The following is an 18,614-nucleotide window of genomic DNA, read 5'->3' on the forward strand; positions in this document are numbered from 1 at the left end:
AGGGAGCTATGATGATCCAGTGGGTGCTCAACCGGCGCTACTATGTGTTGACCTCGTGCTCCTTCCTGTTGGGCGCTCTGGTGCTGGTCGCCACCCTGACCCTGGCTGCGGTCAGTTATCTGCGCAGCATAGACAAGACGATGGCCGGTTACGGTCACATGATCTCCTCCATAGAGGCGGCGCTCATTCACGAGCTGGTGCTGGCCAACCAGCGTCAGCTGGCCGTGCTGGAGGCATCGCTGGACAAGGCCGCCATCGCCCGTGGCGAGCCCGCCGACAACCCTATCTGGGCCATAGCCCATCAGATCAAGCGAGACGATCACTACATCTATTTCTACAACTCCCGCTTCGATCGGATCAGCAGTTATCCCCTCTGGGAACAGCCAGCCGAATACAGCGCCGCCTTGCGTCCCTGGTACCGGGTGTTGTCGATGAAAGGGGACGAGCTGGTCTGGTTTGGCCCCTATCAGGAGTACAGTTCCCACGAGCGCATCCTCACCCTGATCAAGCGGGTGAAGGATGATGAGGGCAAGCTGCTCGGCCTCTTGATGGTGGATATGTCGTTCAACGCCATTCAGCAGGCGCTGCAACGGGCCATGGGCAGCAACCAGGCGGCCATCTACCTTAGCCAGCGGGGCAGCAACCGCCTGCTGGTGGGCAGCAAGATGGCGCTCTATGACAGGGCCCACGCGACGGCAGAGCCCCATCTGCTGGGGCTGGATGTGATCTGGCATGGCAGCCACCTGAGGCGCGAGCTGGAGGACATAGACTGGGACCTCAACATCTATCTGCCTCCCGCCCTGTTTCGTGACAGCCTCTACGAGGCCCTGCTGATGGTGGTGCTGCCGCTGCTCTCCCTCTTCATCATCTGGTTTTGCAGCATCAATTTCCTGGTGCGGGTGTTCCGTCAGGAGCAGGCGCTGGTCTCGGGTTCGCTGACCGGCATAGTGCAAGCCCCCTGTTGCCCCAAGCCTTCGCTCCATCTGAAAACCTGGTTTGTACGCAACAGCCTCAGCGAGATAGAGCAGGTCCGTACCAGCTTCCTGCAGGGACAGGATGCGCTGCTGCACGATCCCCTCACCGGCATCATGAACCGGCGCGCCTTTACCCAGCGCCGCAGTGAGCTGGAAGCAAATCGGACGCCCCACTGGCTGGTGCTGTTCGATGTGGACAATTTCAAATGCATCAACGACAGCTGGGGCCACAGCGTGGGGGATGGCGTGCTCTGCCGGGTGGCTGAGCTGATGGTGGCCGAGCTTGGCAGCGGCAGCGCCTACCGGATCGGGGGGGACGAGTTTGCTGCCCTGCTGCCGTGGACGCGCCATGAGCTGGAGCCCCGGCTGAACCAGCTGCTGGCCCGGGTACGCAATCAGCAGTGGCGGGAGTTCAGGGCAGAGGTCACCCTGAGTGCGGGCGGTGCCCACTATCCGGATGATGCCCTCTTTCTGTTCGAGCGGGCCGACGAGTGTCTCTATCGGAGCAAGCGGCTGGGGCGCGACTGCTGGTCGCTGACAGAGCGGAACCGACAGGGCGAGGGTGCTGACAGATCCTGTCAGAGCGATAACGGTTAAGTGATCTCCGTCGCTCGACCAACCTTGGATCCCTTCTGCATACGGTTTCCTTCTAGTGCTTTTTTGGCAAATAAATTCAATGTGTTACGAATTAACTTGTCAGCCTGGACGAGGTGAATGGGGCTGTGTGTCGCTCTCCTGCGACAGTGGCGCCGTTTGTCGGGAATTGTATAGTTCGGGGAAATTAATCAGGTTTGGCAGGAGTACCCCATGGAGATGAAAAAGCACGGCATGAGCGCCCTGGCCCTGTTGGGCTCCCTGTTGCTGGCGAGCGGCGCAGTGCAGGCCTCGGAAACCCTCAACACCATACTCGGCGGCGGTGCCGGTGGCGTGGCGGGCACCATGATAGGCAAGGAGCTGGGGGGCGATACCGGCGCCCTGGTGGGAGCTGCAGTCGGTGGTGCGGCCGGTGGCGCCGCCACCGCCAACAAGGGCAACAAGAATGAAGCCGCCCTGGGGGGCGCCGTCGGTGCCCTGGGTGGAGCGGCCATCGGCAAGAGCGTGGGAGGCAGCACGGGTCAGCTGATCGGTGCCGGCATCGGCGGCGCCAGCGGCTCGGCCATAGGTGCCAAGACGGGAGACGGTCACAAGAGCAGCAACGATCGCTACTACGACGATGAGCACAGGCACCACAAGAAACACAAGAAGCACAAGAAACACAGATGGCACGACGATGACTGATGTCAGCCGTGCTGGCTGGCGCACCATGGTGGCGAGCCATAGACAAAAAGGGGCCAACAGGCCCCTTTTTGCATGGTGTGACTCAGACCAGCCGGTGCTGGCGCCGTCCCTCGGCGAAGGCGTTGATGTTGTCGATCAGCTGATCCGCGAGGCGCTGCATCGACTCCTTGCTGGCCCAGGCCACGTGCGGGGTCAGGATGAAGTTGGGGTATTGCAGGGCCTGCATCAGCGGGTGATCGGGGGGCGGCGGCTCGACGCTCGCCACATCGAAGCCGGCGCCACCGAGCCGGCCGTTGGCCAGTGCCCGCAGCAAGGCCTCTTCATCCACCAGGCCGCCGCGACCCACGTTGATCAGCAGGGCGCCCGGTTTCATCAGCGCCAGCTCCCGCTCGCCTATCAGATGGCGGTTATAGGGGGTGAGCGGGCAGTGCAGGCTGATCACATCCGCGCTTTGCAGCAGCGCGTCCAGCGGCAGCCGATCCTCATCGTGACTGGCCCCCACCTGGCTCTGGGCGTAGCGCACCTCCATGCCGATCCCCCTGGCCCGCTCGCCGAGCGCCTGGCCCAGGGTGCCCTTGCCTATGATGCCGAGCCGCTTGCCGTGCAGATCCATGATGGGGTGATCGAAGAAGCAGAACTGGCCGCTCTGCTGCCAGCGCCCCTCCAGCAGGGACTGTCGCCAGGCGAACAAATTGCGCGACAGGGCCAGCATCAGCGCCATGGCGTGCTCCGGCACCGAGGGGCCCGAGTAGTTGCGGATGTTGCACACCCCGACCCCGGCGGCGCGGCACGCCTCCAGATCCACGTTGTCGCTGCCGGTGGCAGCCAGGGCGATGAGCCTCAGATCCGGCAGCTGGGCCAGCTCGGCGGCGCCGATGCGCACCTTGTTGATGATGGCGATGCTGGCGCATCGGAGCCGTTCCACCACCTGTTCGGGATCTGTGCTCGGATGGCTCTGCCAGTGGTGGGGGAAGCCGGGATGGTGCAGGGTGACACCCGCATCCAGGGTATCGCTGTCGAGAAAGACTATTTGCTGCATGACGCCTCCTGCCATTGGTGCGGACATGATGCCAAACATGGGCACTCGGGGGCCAGCCCGAACGGGCTCAGCGGCGATCCGATCGCGACGGATGTGAGGCAGGCAGCATTTTGGTGCTGCGGCAGGGCTCAGAGCCAGCCGAGGTGGGTGAGCCAGCCCTGAATGCGGGTTGGCGTCTCATCCAGCTCCATCAGGGCGTAGGGACGGTAGTTGAGCTTGTGGCTGCGGCGGCTCTCGCTCTGGCGGGCCTCGGCGGCGAGCAGAGGCCAGCGGCCGCCCGCTTCCTGATAGAGATCCAGGGTTGGCATGGTGGCCTGGGCTACTTGCTTGGCCAGAGTCTGGTTGCTCTGCTGGTTGGGGAAGAAGCCGTCCAGCAGCACCAGGGCATCCGGGGCGGGCAACTGTTCACTGGCGATGAGGTTGGTGGCCCAGGCGGCGCTGGTGCCCTGCGCCAGTATCAGCTTGAAGCCCCCCTCCTGCAGCTTGGCGTCCCCCAGCTTGCTGATGCGGGTGGCAAACTGCTTGCGAAAGTCATCGATGGCCTGCTGCTTCTTCTCGGCAGCGGGATCCAGCTCAATCTGCTGGGGGGAGGGGAGCAGCAGCAGGGTATCGAAACCGAGCCGGCCGAGGGCCCGGGTCAGCTGCCACAGCTGGCCGCTGCGCTGCCAGTCCGGCAGCAGGATTGCCAGCCCGACATAGCTGTCGCTGTCGTGTTTGGCAAACAGCACAGTCTGCTTGTCTATCTGGGTGCTGTTGGGCAGCCCCTGCCAGTCGCTGTTTTGCCAGTAGTCGAGTGGCTGTGGTTCGGCGACGGGGGGCGCGACATCGCTGGCCTGCGAAGCCTGGCTTGCCAGCAGGGTCAGTAACAGCAGTGATAAGGATAATCTGGCCATAGTGCGCTCCCCGGTTAACTGGGTTAGCGGCACGGGGCCGGTTTTCTGAAGCGCGGGTATGGCATCAATAAAAAAGCGAGCCATTGGCTCGCTTTTTTGCATTCAACTCAAGGGGTCGATCAGGAGATGCGACGCTTGAATTCGCCGGTGCGGCTGTCGATTTCGATCTTGTCACCGATCTCTACGAAGGCGGCAACGGCCAGCTCGTAGGTGGTGCCCTTCAGACGGGCAGGCTTGGTCACTTTGCCTGAGGTGTCGCCACGGGCGGCCGGCTCTGTGTACTCGACTTCACGCACGATAGTGGTCGGCAGTTCGACGGAGATGGCTTTCTCGTTGTAGAAAGTCACTTCGCAGATGTCTTCCATGCCGTCTACCAGGTAGTTCAGCACGTCACCCAGGTTGTCTTTCTCGACGTCATGCTGGTTGTACTCGGTGTCCATGAAGACATACAGAGGGTCGGAGAAGTAAGAGTAGGTGCACTCTTTACGCTCCAGCTGAACCACGTCCAGCTTGTCGTCGGCCTTGAATACGGTCTCGGTCGCGCTACCGTTGAGCAGACCCTTCAGTTTCATCTTGACCACGGCGGAGTTACGGCCGGATTTGTTGAACTCAGCCTTCTGGACCACCATCGGCTCGGTGCCGATCATGACTACGTTACCAGCGCGGATTTCCTGTGCGGTTTTCATGTAAAAAATTCCTGTTCGTGAAACGGACGGATAAAAACTGCCAGATTATATACGGCTTTCTAAAAATTTCACCAACCGCGTGACGAGATCCCCGTCCGCGAGTGGCTTCTGTGACCAGCTTCGCGCATATTGCCGCCAAATGGCACCGTATCGCGGCCATTGGGCCCAAAGTTCGCGGGTCTCTTCCCCCTGATTGAGGGCGTGGCTGAAGGTGCGCAGCCACTGGGCCGCATCCGCAGGCAAGTCTGCCAGATAGTGATCGAGAAAACCGTCCAGCTTGACCATGTGGGCCTGCTCTTCCTGCGGGTAGATGTGCCACAGGAAGGGGCGACCTGCCCACTGGGCCCGCACGAAAGAGTCCTCGCCGCGCACCAGATTGAGATCGCAGCTCCACAGCAGCCGATCGTAACCGGCCTGATCGGTCATGGGCAGCAGCTTGATGCGCAGATTGCCCGAATGCAGCAGGTCCCCCGCTTGTGCGGTGGCGATGGCGCTTTCAAGGCCGGCGCCGCGCAGCACGTCATCGAGGGAGCGGCCGAGGGGCAGCAGCAGGGTGACGGGGGTTGGGCTCTGGCACCAGCTGTTGACCAGACTCAGCAGCGCGTCGCTCTCATAGGTAAAGAGGCTGACCCTCAGCTCGTCGTTCGCTTGAGGTGGCAGCCCCAGGCTGGTCCAATAGGCCGCAAGACCGGCCTTATCCTGTTGCCACTGTTCGCGTTCGGCGATAAGCCCCCGCTCGCACAAGAGGCCGCCGGTTTTAGGGGTGAAGCCCGGGAAGAAGAAGTATTTGTTGAGGCTCAGGTCGCCGAGGCTCTGGTTAACGAGACGTTGCGGCGAGGCGAGGCCGTGGCAATCCTCGACCCAGCTCTCGGCCGAGAGGTACTCCAGATTGATCCAGCAGGGGGGCCTGGGTTGGCTGGCCATGCGCTCGATGAAGGGGGCGGGCAGTTCGCAGGCGAACGCTTCTATGACCACCTTTGCCGGGATCACACCCGCCGGCAGCGCGTCGTGCCAGTGCCGGATATAGATGCCCGCGACCCACTGGCCATCTTGCGCGGGGTCGAGTCCCGGGCAGATGCGGGCAAAGCTCGCCAGATCGTCCACCCAGAGTCGCACTTGGACCTCATTGCCGTGCATCGGGAGCTCTCCGTCCTGTTTCAGCTGGCGGGCCAGCCGCCAGGTGACGCCTATGTCGCCGAAGTTGTCCACTACGCAGCAGAAGATATCCCAGTCGAATTGCGGCAGAGTGCGTGGCGAAGAGGTTGTCATGTCAGGGTCCGATGGAAGAGGTACAAAAAAACCGGTGTGCAGGGTAGCACACCGGTTGGCTGGCTTCTAACCGTCAGCGCGTGACGGTGGCTGCGGCAGGTTACTCCTTGCCGTAGACGTTGTTCTCTTGCTCGCGCACCCGGATAAAGGTGGTGCGTTTGGTCAGTTCTTTGAGCTGGCTGGCGCCGACGTAGGTGCAGGTGGAGCGCACGCCGCCCAGGATGTCGCGCACCGTGTTCTCGACCGGGCCGCGGTAGGGCAGCAGCACGGTTTTGCCTTCTGAGGCGCGATAGTCGGCGACGCCGCCGGCGTGCTTGTCCATGGCACTCGATGAGCTCATGCCGTAGAACTTCATGAAGGGGGTGCCATCCACGTCCACCACTTCGCCGCCGCACTCCTCGTGGGCTGCCAGCATGCCGCCCAGCATCACGAAGTCGGCGCCGCCGCCGAAGGCTTTGGCCACGTCACCCGGGCAGGTGCAGCCGCCGTCACCGACGATCTGGCCACCGAGGCCGTGGGCCGCATCGGCGCACTCTATGATGGCGGAGAGCTGGGGGTAGCCGACCCCTGTCTTGACCCTGGTGGTGCAGACAGAGCCCGGGCCTATGCCGACCTTGACGATGTCGGCGCCGGAGAGGATTAGCTCCTCCACCATCTCGCCTGTGACCACGTTGCCGGCCAGGATGACGTGGTTCGGGCAGGCTTCACGTATTTTGCGCAGGAACTCGACGAAGTGCTGGGAGTAGCCGTTGGCCACGTCCACGCAGATGAAGCGCAGGGCCGCCGACATGGCCAGGATCTGGCGGGTCTTGATGAAGTCCTCTTCGGAGGTGCCGGTCGATACCATCACATGGCCCAGCAGCGCCGGGTCTGTCTCGTTCACGAAAGCTTGCCACTGCGCAAGGCTGTAGTGCTTGTGGACTGCGGTCATCATCTCGAAGCCGGCCAGAGTTCTGGCCATGGCGAAGCTGCCGACGGTATCCATGTTGGCGGCGATGACGGGAACGCCCTGCCATTGAGTCTGGGTGTGCTTGAAGGTGAACTGACGGGTCAGGCTGACTTGGGAACGGCTCTTGAGAGTGGAGCGCTTGGGGCGGAACAGAACATCCTTGAAACCGAGCTTCAAGTCTTCTTCGATACGCATGACGAATTCCTTATTGAGCCTTGTTGAAAGTCACTTTTGCAGTGGTCAATTTTCGGCAGGCGCAAAAAAACCGGCGGTTTTCATGGCCTCCGGTTTACAACAGTGTAGGCAAAAATCCCGCCAGAACAAGACTGATAATTCACTCATCATTGTGTTAGCCTTTGGCGTCACAACCTGAGCGCAGCCTCGGGTGTCATCCAACACCGCTTTTCGGCCTGAACTTCCCCGCGAACACACTCCTCAATCACGCTTTTTTACCAACCCATGTCGCGCCTTCGACGCGGGCAGAACAAGCTCGTCTGCCGCCGCGCTTCGCCAGTTGACAGCCGCCGTTTGCATCCCCATTCTGGGCCTCTCGGGCCAGCCTGGGCCCTGTCTGGACGAGGAACTGACATGTTTGGATCGCGAATGATGCCGCTGTTGCTGCTGGCCTGCCTCTCCCTGCCGGGGGCTGCCCGTGCCGCCTCGGCTCCCGCCGTGTATGGCTGGATCGAGAAGGGGCTCATCATGCCAAGCGGCGTGGCGGTGAAGATGAAGCTGGATACCGGGGCGCTCACCTCCTCGATGGATGCGCGGGATCTGCACCACTTCAAGCGCGATGGCAAATCCTGGGTGCGCTTTACCCTGCAGGTGACGGATGCCAACACCGACCGGCAGGTGCGCCAGACCCTGGAGCGGCCGGTGGAGCACATGGTGACGGTGCGCGGCGCCGGCGGCATGGAGCAGAGGCCAACCGTCACCATGGCCATCTGCCTGGGTGACAAGGTGTACGAGGAGTGGTTCACCCTGCGGGATCGCAGCAAGATGATCTATCCGGTGCTGCTCGGTCGCCGTCTGCTGGCGGATCTGGGGGCGGTGGATTCGAGCCGTACCTTCACTGTGCAGCCCGGCTGCCGCTGAGTGGTGTCGCGCCAGAGGCGCTGCAAACAACAGAAACGGGGGCTCAGGCCCCCGTTTTCCATGCGCGCCGAGGCGGTATCATGAAGAAGGCTGCGGCGGCACGGGCAGCAGCACGCTTACCTCCAGCCCTCCCTCTGGCCGGTTGTGGATGTCCAGATCCGCGCCGTGCAGCTGGGCGATGCGCGAGACGATGGCCATGCCGAGACCGACGCCGTCTCCCTGCTGGGGATTGACCCGAAAGAAGCGCTCGCACAGGCGTGACAGGGCGGCGGTGGGGATGCCGGGGCCGTTGTCGCGGATATCGACCCTGACCCTGTTGCCTTCGTGCCGCACCTCAACCGCTATCTCGCCCCTGGCCGGGGTGTAGCGCAGCGCATTGTCGATGAGGTTGCTGAACATCAGCTCCAGCAGGGTGGCTTGCCCCATCACGGTGAGCTGCTCCGGCCCCTCCAGCGACAGCTGCTGATCCTTTTTCAGGGCTATGGGAGCCAGGGTGGCCAGGGTGCCTTGCAGCAGCTGGTTCAGATTGAGCTCGGTCAGCTCCAGCCCCTGCTGGTTGTCGATGCGGGCCTGGGTCAGCAGCTGGCGCAGCAGCCGATCGCTGCGATCGAGCGCCAGCAGCATCTTTTGCAACGACTGCTCGCGGCTGGCGTCATCCTCGGCGGCCAGCGCGTTCTCGCTGTGGATGCGCAGCACGGCCAGCGGGGTGCGCAGCTCGTGGGCCGCCTCGTTGGTGAACTGCTTCTCCCGCTCTATGGTGTCGGCCAGGGCGTGCATCAGGCGGTTGATCTCGTTGGTGAGCGGGGTCAGCTCCTGGGCGCGGATCTTCAGGTTGAGGGGGCTCAGGTTGGCGGGGTGGCGTTCGCCTATGGCCTGGGCCAGCAGTCGCAACGGCGCCAGGCCGCGGGAGATGAGCCACCACAGCAGGCCGAGCAGGAAGGGCAAGGTGATGAGCAGCGGCAGCATGGTCAGGGTGGCCATCTTGCTGGCCAGTTCGCTGCGCTCGTCGTCCCGCTCCGCCACCACCAGCCAGGTATGTTCGCCCCGGTTGTAGAGGGTGAAGGTGCGCCACTGATGCTGGTCTTTCTCGACCGTGTTGAAGCCGGGCGCCAGTTCGACCAGTGGCTGGCTCGGCGCGCTGGGGGAGCGCAGCAGTATGCTGCCCTGTTCGTTCAGCAACTGGAAGTAGAGGTTGCGTTCGAACTCGTGGCCGAAGGGGGTCAGCTCCCTGTCTTCGCCGCTCAGATTGAGGCTGGTGTCCTTTTGCCACTGATCCGGGTTGTGTTGCTCCCAATCTTCGTAGACGGTGCCGTTGGCGGGCAGCTCGCCATTTTGCTCCAGATAACGGCTGAGCAGCTGATTGGTGATGCGGGAAGACTGGGCTAGGCGGGCATCGAACAGCTCCTCCATCTCGTGGCTGGCCTCCAGATAGCCGATGAGGGCGCTGATGGCCAGGCTGACGCTGACCAGCGCCAGTATGCCGGAGAGCAGAAAACGGCGGATGGAGCGGGGACTCGTCATGCCCGGCCGTCCCGGCGTTGGGCCTGCTCAAGCTGGGGAATGATGTAGCCGACCCCGCGAATGTTGCGGATGAGGTCGCTGTAAAACTTCTTGCGCAGGTGGTGGATATGGACCTCCACAGCGTTGCTTTCGGCCCCCTCGTCCCAGCCATAGAGGCTCTGTTGCAGCTGATCCTTGCTCAGCACCCGGCCGCTCTGGGTGATGAGCTCCTGCAACAGCTTGTATTCGTGGGGGGTCAGCTTGACCGGCTCGCCGCGATAGATGACCTGCTGAGACTCGGGATAGAGCTGCAGCTCGCCATATTCCAGCATCGCCTGGGCCTGGCCCTTGCTGCGTCGCACCAGGGCGCGCAGGCGGGCGTTGAGCTCCTGCAGGGCGAAGGGTTTGACCATGTAGTCGTCGGAGCCCGCATCCAGCCCCAGTACCCGGTCGTCCAGGGCGTCGCGGGCGGTGAGGATCAGCACGGGCAGTGTCTGGCCTTCCCGGCGCAGCTTGCGCAGCAGGCTGATGCCGTCAATGTCCGGCAGGTTGAGATCCAGAATAAGGGCCGCAAACTCCTCGCTCTTGAGCACCGACAGGGCGGGCAACCCCTGCTGCAGCCAATCCACCGTGTAGCCACTGCTGCGCAGGGCATCCACCATGCCATCGCCCAGCATCACATCATCTTCGACCAACAGGATCCGCATAGTCACTCCCCCTTAAACGACGCTGCCCACCAGTATGCAAGCGGGCGGGCAGAGTTTAAATAGCTGTTTGATCCGGCTTGTTTTTATAGCTTGGCGAGGCGGTCCCGGATCTCGATGCGACGGCCCTGATCCGCCAGCTCGCGGCCGGGGCGGTCCGGCGCCGCCAGTGCCTTGTCCAGATAGGTTTTGGCTTCATCCTTGCGGCCCTGATCGAGCAGGAAGTCGCCGTAGAAGAAGTTTGGATCTATGCCGGTCGGGTTGATGGCCAGCGCCTGCTTGAGCAACTGCTCGGCCTTCTCGTCATCGCCAAAGCCCACCGGCCAGCCCGGCACCTGATAGTAGAGCGAGCCCAGGCTGGTGTAGGCGGAGCCTTCCAGCGCCTTGGGATCCTGCTTGAGGGCTATCTCCAGCCTGGCCTTGGCCTCCTTCACCAGGCTGAGGGCCCCGAGGCCGCCCTTGGCGCCGGCCCAGGTGCTCTTGACGATGGCGGACCAGATCAGCAGATCGGTACGAAAGGCCTCCTTGGCACTGGCCTGATCCGCCTGGGCACTCAGGGCCTCCAGGCAGCTCTCTTTGGCCTTGCCGGTCTGCTGATACTGACAGACGGCCCACTGCTGCTGGATGACGGGCAGGGCGTCGGCGGCCTGGGCCAGACCTGAACCCAGCATGAGCAGCAGGAGGGCGCCGTGGGTGAAACGGGGGCGGAAAGTGGCGTGCTTCATCTTAACGTTCCTTCTCTGTCATGACGGAAGTGGTGTGCCCCGCATTGCCGGCAGCGGGCGCCGCGTGGCGGGCATAGCGCTCTATGATGGGTTTTTGCTTGGCCAGCGCCCGGTCGACCAGGCCGGGCAGCAGGCCGTTGAGCCGCACGAACAGCTTCTCCGGCCAGCCGAGCCAGCTGCGGCGGGTTTCGTTGCACAGGGCGATGACGGCCTCTTCGGCCACGTCCTGCGGGCTGTCGGTGTGGGTGCCGAGCTCGGCATTCATCTCGTAGGCCGCCTCCGAGTTGAGGCGGGTGCGGGTGGCGCGGGGGGCGAAGTGCAGCACCTGGATGCCGGTTCCTTCCAGCTCGCGGCCGAGCGCCTCGCTGAAGCCGCGCAGGGCGAACTTGCTGGCGCAATAGACGCTGTAGCCGGCGTAGCCGATGGCGCCGAAGCTGGAGCCTATGTTCATGATCACCGCCGGCTTGCGCAGCCGGGGCAGCAGCATGCGGGTGAGCTGGATCGGCGCCTCGACGTTGAGCAGCAGTTGGCGCTCGACCTGCTCGCTGCTCTGATCCTCCAGCCAGGCAAACTGGTTGCAGCCGGCGTTGTTGATCAGCACGTCCAGCCCCTCGTCCAGCGCCGGGTGCTGCAGCAGTTTGGCCCGCTCCTGGGGCGAGCCGAGATCGGCGATCACCATCTGGTGGCGCTCCGGGTGCGGCAGCTCCTTGCACAGCCGCTCCAGCGCACTGGCCCTGCGTCCGTGCAGCAACAGGCGCGCCCCCTGGGCCGCCAGCTCCTGGGCCAGCGCTTCGCCGATCCCGCCGCTGGCGCCCGTGAGCAGCACGAGTTTTCCTTCAAGCTTCATGATGTCTGGTTTTCCGTCAGTTGATAGAGCATGTCGGCGTAGAGGCGGTAGACCACCTTGGCCGAGTGAATGATGGCCGCCTGATCGGCCGGGCTCTCCACCCGATTCATCAGGGACTCGAAGAACTTGAGGTGCTCCTGATCCAGTGCGCCGTGGGAGCTCAGATAGCTCATGGCCTGGGGGGGCAGGCCGAGACCCGTTTTCAGCTGATCGGCCACTGTCAGGGCGATGGCGACGCTGGTGCCTTCCAGCACCTGCACCATGCCGAAGAAGCCCATGGGGTTGCCGCGCTGCACCTGGTCGTAGAGAAAGGCCACCATCAGTTCGATGGGCAGATCGGGCTGGCCGTGGCGCACCGCCTCGGCATCGCCGCCGCAGGCGCGGATGTCGCTCAGGATCCACTCCTGATGGCCGTACTCCTCGTCGATGTACTCGGCAATGGCGCCGCGCACCCATTCATACTCCTGACCCAGTTTGCCGCCGGTGGCCATCAAGAGCGGCACCGTGTGGCGCACGTGATAGAAGGCCTGGGCGAGGAAGCGCAGGTAGATGTCGCGGGAGATCTCCCCCTTGCGGCACGCCTCTATGATGGGGGCGTTGAACAGATGCTCCCGGGCCGGGGCGGTGGCTTGTTGCAGCACTTGATAGAAGCTCATGAGGTCTCTCCTGTAAGGCATTGGCTGATCTGCCGGGAAAAGTGGTGATAAATCCGTTCGCGACGGGGGCGACCGTTGGCGGTCAGCAGTTCCGGATGCTGATCCAGCGCCACCGGCAGCCAGTGATGGATGCGGGCATAGTCGGGCAGGCGGTGATTGAGCTGCTCGATCTGTTGGGCCAGCTGGGCGTCGGCGCCGGGCAGTGGCTGGATCAGGGCGACGTTGGCCGGCTGGCCGTCGCCGAAGATCACGATGCGGGCGATGGCCGGGCAGAGCTGGGCTTCCGCCTCGACCCACTCGGGGGAGAAGTTGCGGCCAAAAGCGGTGATCTGGACGTTTTTCTTGCGCCCCGTGATGTGCAGATAGCCCTCATCATCCAGGTGGCCCAGATCGCCGGTGGCGACCAGCTCTGGCGCCGGTTCGTCGCTGCCCAGATAGCCGAGCATGGCAGCCCCCTCCACCAGGATCTCGCCGTCGGCGGCGATCGATACCCGGCAGTGGGGCAGTGGCTGGCCGACGCTGCCCAGGCTGTCTCCATCCGGGCCGTTGAGCGCCACCACTGAGCCGCACTCCGACAGGCCATAACCTTCATAGACAGGCAGCCCCAGCTTGCGGGCCCGGCTGATGAGCTCGGGGGATACCTTGCCGCCACCCACCGCGACGAAGCGCAGGCCGGCCAGCTGCTCGGCCAGCGCCGGGTTGGCACTGCACAGGGCCAGCAGCAGGCGCAGCAGCTCGGGCACCAGCACCAGGCTGTGGGTGGGCCAGCGCAGCAGGGCCTGGGCCAGGGTGGCCGGGTCCAGCTTGCTGGAGCCGGCAAAGCCGAGCTCTCCCAGCGAGGGAATGCGGCTGCAGGCGCCGGTGAGCAGCGGCACGTAGAGGCCGGTCAGGTTTTCCAGCAGTGTGGTGAGCGGCAGCAGGGTCAGGTGTTTCTCAACGTTGGCCGGGGCGACCCGCTCGGCCAGCGAGGCGCAGACCGCCATCATCTGGGCCAGCGACAGGCAGACCCCTTTGGGCTGCCCCGTGCTGCCGGAGGTGTAGGTGATCTTGGCGGTGCCGGCTGGCAGGGGCGGCAGACTGGCAGGCGTGCGGCGCCACAGCGGTAGCTCGCCGACCGTCAGTTGCAGCGGCTCGCTGGCCTGCCAGCCGGGATGGTGGGGGCCGATCAGGGCGTCGGCGCCGCTGCTCTCCAGCAGCCACGCCTGCTGCTCCGGGCTGAAGAAGTGGGGGACCGGGATCACCACTATGCCGGCCTTGGCGCAGGCCAAGTCGATCAATGCCCAGGGCAGGCCGTTGTCCAGTTGCAGTGCCAGTCGGGCTATGCCGGCCTGCTGCAGACGGTCGGCCAGGGCGGACACCTGCAGCCACAACTGTTGGTAGCTGATCCTATGCTCGCCGCCACTCAGGGCCGGGCTGTGGGGTGCATGGCGGGCGAAATGGGCTATCTGGTCAAACAGCATCATAGGGCGCTCCGGTGCGGGCAGTTGAACAGGGACGGCATGGGCGCCAGCAGGGAGAGCAGCAGGCTGCCCTGGGCCAGTGCCTGCCGTCCCAGACCGAGATCGCCGACCATCACCTTGGGCTGGCAGTGGTAATAGGCGCCCCAGGCGCTGGCGTCGTCACCCACCTTGTCGGCCTGGGCAGGGGCCAGCTCCACCGGGGTGAGGTGCAGGCGGTGAAAGCTGTTGCGCAGCTTGGCGGTGCCGGTGAACACCACGTAGTCGAGGTCGTTGTCGCACAGGAGGCGGCAGAGCGCAGCAAACATCAGACGGGCGTTGCCCGGTTCGCTGCAGGCGAGGTTGCCCACCTCTACGATGCGATTTCGCCGGGCGGGGGCACCCAGCCTTGTCTCGATGGCGACCTCTATGGGGTGGTCCAGATACTGTTCCAGATAGAGGCGTTCATCACTTGCCAACTTGAGGCCGCAGGCGCCAACCAAGATGCCGTCTGCCCGATAGAGACCGAGCAGGCAGGGCAGAAAATGGGGAATGCGGGCGTTGAACTCCTGGCTGTAGGCCGCTTGTATGTAGGCCTGCAATGCCATGACCTGTTGCGGGGTATCGGCCAGTACCAAACGGTAGGGGGCTTGAATGTCTGTGGTCATGGATGGCTCCTTCTGATCTGTTGTTGTCAGACTAAAGGGGCAAACTTAAGAAACCCTTAAGAGGTAAAAAATTTGTATCAGGGCGATGCAACGTCCTGAAAAATGAAGCGAAGCTGTGACGAGCCATCTGGTCGGCAGGACAAAAACCTTGTCAGCCAGCAGACAGGCAGGCAAGCTGCGGCCATTTCAGACCGCCCCCGCTTTCGAGAGAAGATGCCATGACCCCCTTATCCTGCCCGCTCTGCTGTGCCACTGACGCCTATGGGCTGCCGGTGGCCGGCAAGCTGTATCATCGCTGCCGGGCCTGCGAGCTGGTCTGGCTGGATGCGGCCGAGCACCTGGATCCCGAGCGCGAGAAGGCGGTCTATGACGGCCACGACAACCAGGTGGATGATCCCCGCTATCGCAGCTTTCTGATGCGGGCCTTCGGCGAGGTGCTGAGCCGGCTGCCGCCGCCGGCCAGCGGCCTCGACTTCGGTTGCGGCCCGGGCCCGGCGCTGATCGCCATGGGGCGGGAGGCGGGCTACCAGATGGCGGGCTACGACAAGTTCTACGCCGACCTCCCCGAGCTGCTGACGCGGCAGTACGACTTCATCACCAGTACCGAGGTGATCGAACACATCGCCGCCCCGCGCGCCGTGCTGGACAGGCTCTGGGGCTGCCTCAAGCCCGGCGGCATCCTGGTGTTGCAGACCCAGCGGGTGCTGGGAGACGAGCGCTTCAAGAGCTGGCGCTACCGCCACGATCCGACCCACATCGTCTTCTTCGCCGAGGCCTCGTTTCGCGCCCTGGCGGCCCGCTGGCAGGCGCAGGTCGAGTTTCCCCACGCCGATGTGGCCGTCATCACCAAACCTTGAGCAGGGCGTTTTCATTTGCCGCCGAGTTGGGCATGCTGATGGCCTGACCGCAGGGCGTTACCTTCCCCATTTATCGTCGGGCTGGCGCTGCGAGCCGCGATGAGGCGGCAAGCGCGGCACCCTGAAACCAAGGAGTGGTTTTTCATGTCGATCCCCCATCTCTCGCTGCAGGACGCCCGTCATCTGCAACTGGCGGCCCAGGGCCTGTTGACCCCCCGTCGCAGCAAAGCGACCCCGGCCGATCTGCTGGCGACCATTCGCCGCATGGCGCTGCTGCAGATAGACACCATTTCTGTGGTGGCGCGCAGCCCCTATCTGGTGCTGTTCAGCCGGCTCGGCCAGTACGAGCCGCGCTGGCTGGAGCAACTGCTGGCCGACGGCGATCTCTTCGAATACTGGGCCCACGAGGCCTGTTTCGTGCCCCGCGAGGATTACCGGCTGCTGCGCCACCGCATGCTGGATCCCGCCGCCATGGGCTGGAAGTTTTCGGCCAACTGGCTCGCCACCCATCAGCAGGAGATAGGCGAGATCATCGAGCGCATTCGCCAGCATGGCCCGGTGCGGGCGGCCGATTTCGAGCGCAAGGGGGAGAAGGGCAACGGCTGGTGGGACTGGAAGCCGGAGAAGCGCCATCTGGAGGTGCTCTTTACCGCGGGCCAGCTGATGGTACGCGAGCGGCGCAACTTCCAGCGGGTCTATGATCTGGCCGAGCGGGTCATGCCCGAGTGGCGCGACGAGCGGGATCTGCCGAGCCCGGAACAAGCACAAAGGGACATGGTGCGGGCTAGTTGCCGGGCGCTGGGGCTGGTCAAGACCGGCTGGGTCGCCGATTACTATCGGTTGCGCCGTGGCAAATACGACGCCCTGCTCCACCAGCTGGCGGACGAGGGGGAGCTGTTGCCGGTGCGGGTGGAGGGGTGGCAGCACGGCGCCTTCGTGCACGCCTCCCTTGCAGACGAGCTGGCCCAGGCCCTGTCCGGCACCCTCAAGGCGACCCACACCACGGCGCTGTCGCCGTTTGATCCGCTCGTCTGGGATCGCAAGCGAGCCAGTGAACTGTTCAACTTTGACTATCGCATCGAGTGCTATACCCCGGCGCCCAAACGCCAGTACGGCTACTTCGTGCTGCCGCTGCTGCATCGCGGCAAGCTGGTGGGCAGGATGGACGCCAAGGCCCATCGCCAGCAGGGGATCTTCGAGATAAAGAGCCTCTATCTGGAGGCGGGGGTCAGGGTGACCCGCACCCTGGCGCAGGATCTGGCCAAAGCGCTGCAACGGTTGGCGGAGTGGCATCAGACCCCGAGCCTGCAGTACGGCGCCATTCCCGCGCCCCTGCTGGCCTTGTGGCGCGATCTTGGCGGCGCCTGATGGATGAGCGGCTCAGCCCTCTGAACTAAGCTGCAAGGGTAGCGAAGGAGGGAGATGATGACGCGATCCATGTTGTTGCTGTTGGGATGGGGCTTGGCCGGGCTGGTGGAGGCGGCCAAGCCCGAGGTGCAGATCTGTCTGGGGGAGGGCAATGAGTGGGCCCCCTTCACCTATTGGGAGCGCAAGGATGGCGTGCCCGACACCCGCCGCCTCACCGGCTCGGCCACCACACTGGTACTCGATGCCCTGAAAAAACTGGGACTGTCACACCAGATCCGCTACCTGCCCTGGGCACGAGTGCAGCAGGAACTTGCGGATTATCGCCAGAACGGACTGTGCGAGTTGACCTGGGATGCCAGTTACAAACCCGAGCGGGCCGAGTATGCCTTCTACAGCGTGCCGCTCTACTACACCCACCTCGGATTTTTCTACCTCAAGCGCCGCTTCCCCGAGGTGCCCGATCTGCAGACGGTCAACCGCTCCCGGGTGTGTGGTGTGATCGGCTACAACTATGCCCCCTATGGGCTGGTGCTGGAGCCGCGCCGGGTCAAGCAGCTGCAGCAGGCGCTGGACATGCTGGGGCGGGATCGCTGCGACTTCTTGCCCAGCGAGATTGAACCGCTGATGAGCGGCATCGGCCTTGGCATCTACCAGAGCGAGAGCGGTCTGCTCAACCTCGCCCTGCCCAGTCGCAAGGGCTTCTATCTGCTGGTGAGCAAGGGCTCGCCACGCGCCTATGAGCTGGTGACCCGTATCAATCAGGTGCTCATCGACTTTCAGGACAGCGGCTACAGCGACGAGGTGATGCGCCGCTTTTTGTCGCCGACAGAGTGACGGCCGTAAAAAACCGGGCACTTGGCCCGGTTTGTTATTGCGTCAGGATGCGCTTACTGGAAGACCAGCACCATCAGCAGACCGACGGTAATGGCAGACACCAGGAAGGCGAAGCCATAGAACACATAGTGGTGCAGCTTGGTGGTATGGATCCCCAGATCATGCAGACCGTGGTAGATGCGGTGCATGCCGTGCCAGATGGGCAGGGCGATGATCACCAGCAGGATGCAGGCACCCCACCAGGAGCTGGCGAACTCGAGTGCGCGTTCGTAGCTCATGGTCTCCACGTCCATGATGCCCATGGGCACCAGCAGACCGGTAATGAGGACAATCACTGGCAGCAACATGGCAACCACCATGCCACCGGCACCAAACAGTCCCCAGTAAATGGGTTCGTCAGAACGTCTCATCATTAATCTCCTCAAGCCACGATGATCAGGATCAGCAGGGATACCACTGCCAGCGCCACATACTGGGCGATGACGATCGGCTTCTCCGGCACCAGGTCTTCACCACGGAAGATGCGCATGGCCTTGGGCGCCAGGGCGAACCAGGTCTTGGCGTGGAACAGGCAGGCTGCCAGCGCGATGACGTGGAACAGGATGGCGATCGGGCTTTGCAGGGATTCCAGCCAGCCGTTGAACGCTTCCTGACCCTGAACCAGACGCAGCAGACCCCACATCAGCACGACGGCATAGATGGAGACGAAGATGCTGGTGCCTTCGCGGATCATGTAACCGGTGTAGAAGGCATTCTTCAGCCACCAGTCTTTCTTCATTTCGCGGACGTAAGGCTTACGTTTGCTATTGGTGTTGTTCATGGTCTCATTCCTGATC

The 18,614-nt window shown here is 63.6% G+C and carries 20 protein-coding genes; 6 read left to right on the forward strand and 14 right to left on the reverse strand.

What is annotated here, in order from left to right:
* Positions 1–11: 11 nt before the first annotated feature.
* Together BN1118_RS06625 and BN1118_RS06630 are read left to right on the forward strand one after the other, a co-directional pair.
* Positions 12–1,571: a sensor domain-containing diguanylate cyclase gene (locus BN1118_RS06625; RefSeq protein WP_043555105.1), complete on the forward strand. Its 1,560-nt coding sequence runs from the start codon at positions 12–14 to the stop codon at positions 1,569–1,571.
* 210 nt (positions 1,572–1,781) lie between these two features.
* Complete coding sequence (locus BN1118_RS06630; RefSeq protein ID WP_043555106.1) at positions 1,782–2,252, forward strand: YMGG-like glycine zipper-containing protein; 471 nt, start codon at positions 1,782–1,784, stop codon at positions 2,250–2,252.
* Positions 2,253–2,334: 82 nt separating this feature from the next.
* Here the strand turns inward: BN1118_RS06630 and BN1118_RS06635 are convergent, their stop codons facing one another.
* From BN1118_RS06635 to BN1118_RS06655, 5 genes are all read right to left on the reverse strand, one after another.
* A complete protein-coding gene (locus BN1118_RS06635; protein ID WP_043555108.1) occupies positions 2,335–3,291 on the reverse strand; it encodes a D-2-hydroxyacid dehydrogenase in 957 nt (318 codons plus the stop codon).
* A gap of 128 nt (positions 3,292–3,419) precedes the next feature.
* Positions 3,420–4,184: a DUF3530 family protein gene (locus BN1118_RS06640; RefSeq protein WP_043555110.1), complete on the reverse strand. Its 765-nt coding sequence runs from the start codon at positions 4,182–4,184 to the stop codon at positions 3,420–3,422.
* A 119-nt stretch (positions 4,185–4,303) separates the two neighbouring features.
* Positions 4,304–4,870 carry an elongation factor P gene (gene efp, locus BN1118_RS06645; protein ID WP_042867629.1) on the reverse strand — a complete coding sequence of 189 codons (567 nt, stop codon included), beginning with the start codon at positions 4,868–4,870 and terminating at the stop codon, positions 4,304–4,306.
* A gap of 45 nt (positions 4,871–4,915) precedes the next feature.
* Positions 4,916–6,139: an elongation factor P maturation arginine rhamnosyltransferase EarP gene (gene earP, locus BN1118_RS06650; protein WP_043555112.1), complete on the reverse strand. Its 1,224-nt coding sequence runs from the start codon at positions 6,137–6,139 to the stop codon at positions 4,916–4,918.
* A gap of 100 nt (positions 6,140–6,239) precedes the next feature.
* Complete coding sequence (locus BN1118_RS06655) at positions 6,240–7,283, reverse strand: GMP reductase (protein ID WP_042867634.1); 1,044 nt, start codon at positions 7,281–7,283, stop codon at positions 6,240–6,242.
* Between the two features lie 393 nt (positions 7,284–7,676).
* On the opposite strand from BN1118_RS06655, the gene rloA3 reads away from it, so the two are divergent.
* Positions 7,677–8,183, forward strand: coding sequence for a retropepsin-like aspartic peptidase RloA3 (gene rloA3, locus BN1118_RS06660; protein ID WP_043555114.1), 507 nt, complete (start codon positions 7,677–7,679; stop codon positions 8,181–8,183).
* 78 nt (positions 8,184–8,261) lie between these two features.
* On the opposite strand, the gene BN1118_RS06665 is transcribed toward rloA3, so the two are convergent.
* The 7 genes from BN1118_RS06665 to BN1118_RS06695 all read right to left on the reverse strand — a co-directional run bounded on the left by BN1118_RS06665 (position 8,262) and on the right by BN1118_RS06695 (position 14,719).
* A complete protein-coding gene (locus tag BN1118_RS06665; RefSeq protein WP_043555116.1) occupies positions 8,262–9,704 on the reverse strand; it encodes an ATP-binding protein in 1,443 nt (480 codons plus the stop codon).
* Positions 9,701–10,390 carry a response regulator gene (locus BN1118_RS06670; protein WP_043555117.1) on the reverse strand — a complete coding sequence of 230 codons (690 nt, stop codon included), beginning with the start codon at positions 10,388–10,390 and terminating at the stop codon, positions 9,701–9,703. Before BN1118_RS06670 ends, BN1118_RS06665 begins: the two co-directional genes overlap by 4 nt.
* An 83-nt stretch (positions 10,391–10,473) precedes the next feature.
* A complete protein-coding gene (locus tag BN1118_RS06675; RefSeq protein ID WP_043555119.1) occupies positions 10,474–11,112 on the reverse strand; it encodes a tetratricopeptide repeat protein in 639 nt (212 codons plus the stop codon).
* 1 nt (position 11,113) lies between these two features.
* Positions 11,114–11,959, reverse strand: coding sequence for an SDR family oxidoreductase (locus tag BN1118_RS06680; protein ID WP_043555120.1), 846 nt, complete (start codon positions 11,957–11,959; stop codon positions 11,114–11,116).
* The gene (locus BN1118_RS06685) at positions 11,956–12,615 is read right to left on the reverse strand and encodes an iron-containing redox enzyme family protein (RefSeq protein WP_043555122.1); all 660 of its coding nucleotides are present in this window, start codon (positions 12,613–12,615) and stop codon (positions 11,956–11,958) included. The genes BN1118_RS06680 and BN1118_RS06685 overlap by 4 nt, the downstream gene beginning before the upstream one ends.
* Positions 12,612–14,078, reverse strand: a complete 1,467-nt coding sequence (locus BN1118_RS06690; RefSeq protein WP_043555124.1) for an AMP-dependent synthetase/ligase — start codon at positions 14,076–14,078, stop codon at positions 12,612–12,614. The genes BN1118_RS06685 and BN1118_RS06690 overlap by 4 nt, the downstream gene beginning before the upstream one ends.
* Complete coding sequence (locus tag BN1118_RS06695) at positions 14,075–14,719, reverse strand: thermostable hemolysin (protein WP_043555125.1); 645 nt, start codon at positions 14,717–14,719, stop codon at positions 14,075–14,077. The genes BN1118_RS06690 and BN1118_RS06695 overlap by 4 nt, the downstream gene beginning before the upstream one ends.
* A 218-nt stretch (positions 14,720–14,937) precedes the next feature.
* Between BN1118_RS06695 and BN1118_RS06700 the strand changes: the two genes are divergently transcribed.
* From BN1118_RS06700 to BN1118_RS06710, 3 genes are all read left to right on the forward strand, one after another.
* On the forward strand, positions 14,938–15,576 hold the full coding sequence (locus BN1118_RS06700) for a class I SAM-dependent methyltransferase (RefSeq protein ID WP_043555126.1): 639 nt from the start codon (positions 14,938–14,940) through the stop codon (positions 15,574–15,576).
* Positions 15,577–15,720: 144 nt separating this feature from the next.
* Entirely contained in the window at positions 15,721–16,944 is a 1,224-nt protein-coding gene (locus tag BN1118_RS06705) for a winged helix-turn-helix domain-containing protein (RefSeq protein ID WP_043555128.1), read from the forward strand.
* Positions 16,945–17,001: 57 nt separating this feature from the next.
* The gene (locus BN1118_RS06710; protein ID WP_043555230.1) at positions 17,002–17,778 is read left to right on the forward strand and encodes a substrate-binding periplasmic protein; all 777 of its coding nucleotides are present in this window, start codon (positions 17,002–17,004) and stop codon (positions 17,776–17,778) included.
* Positions 17,779–17,831: 53 nt separating this feature from the next.
* On the opposite strand, the gene frdD is transcribed toward BN1118_RS06710, so the two are convergent.
* Both frdD and BN1118_RS06720 read right to left on the reverse strand, forming a co-directional pair.
* Entirely contained in the window at positions 17,832–18,188 is a 357-nt protein-coding gene (gene frdD / locus BN1118_RS06715) for a fumarate reductase subunit FrdD (protein WP_042867662.1), read from the reverse strand.
* Positions 18,189–18,199: 11 nt separating this feature from the next.
* Positions 18,200–18,598 carry a fumarate reductase subunit C gene (locus BN1118_RS06720; protein WP_021138209.1) on the reverse strand — a complete coding sequence of 133 codons (399 nt, stop codon included), beginning with the start codon at positions 18,596–18,598 and terminating at the stop codon, positions 18,200–18,202.
* Positions 18,599–18,614 lie beyond the last annotated feature (16 nt).

The organism is Aeromonas bestiarum (assembly GCF_000819745.1).
Lineage (GTDB): Bacteria > Pseudomonadota > Gammaproteobacteria > Enterobacterales > Aeromonadaceae > Aeromonas > Aeromonas bestiarum.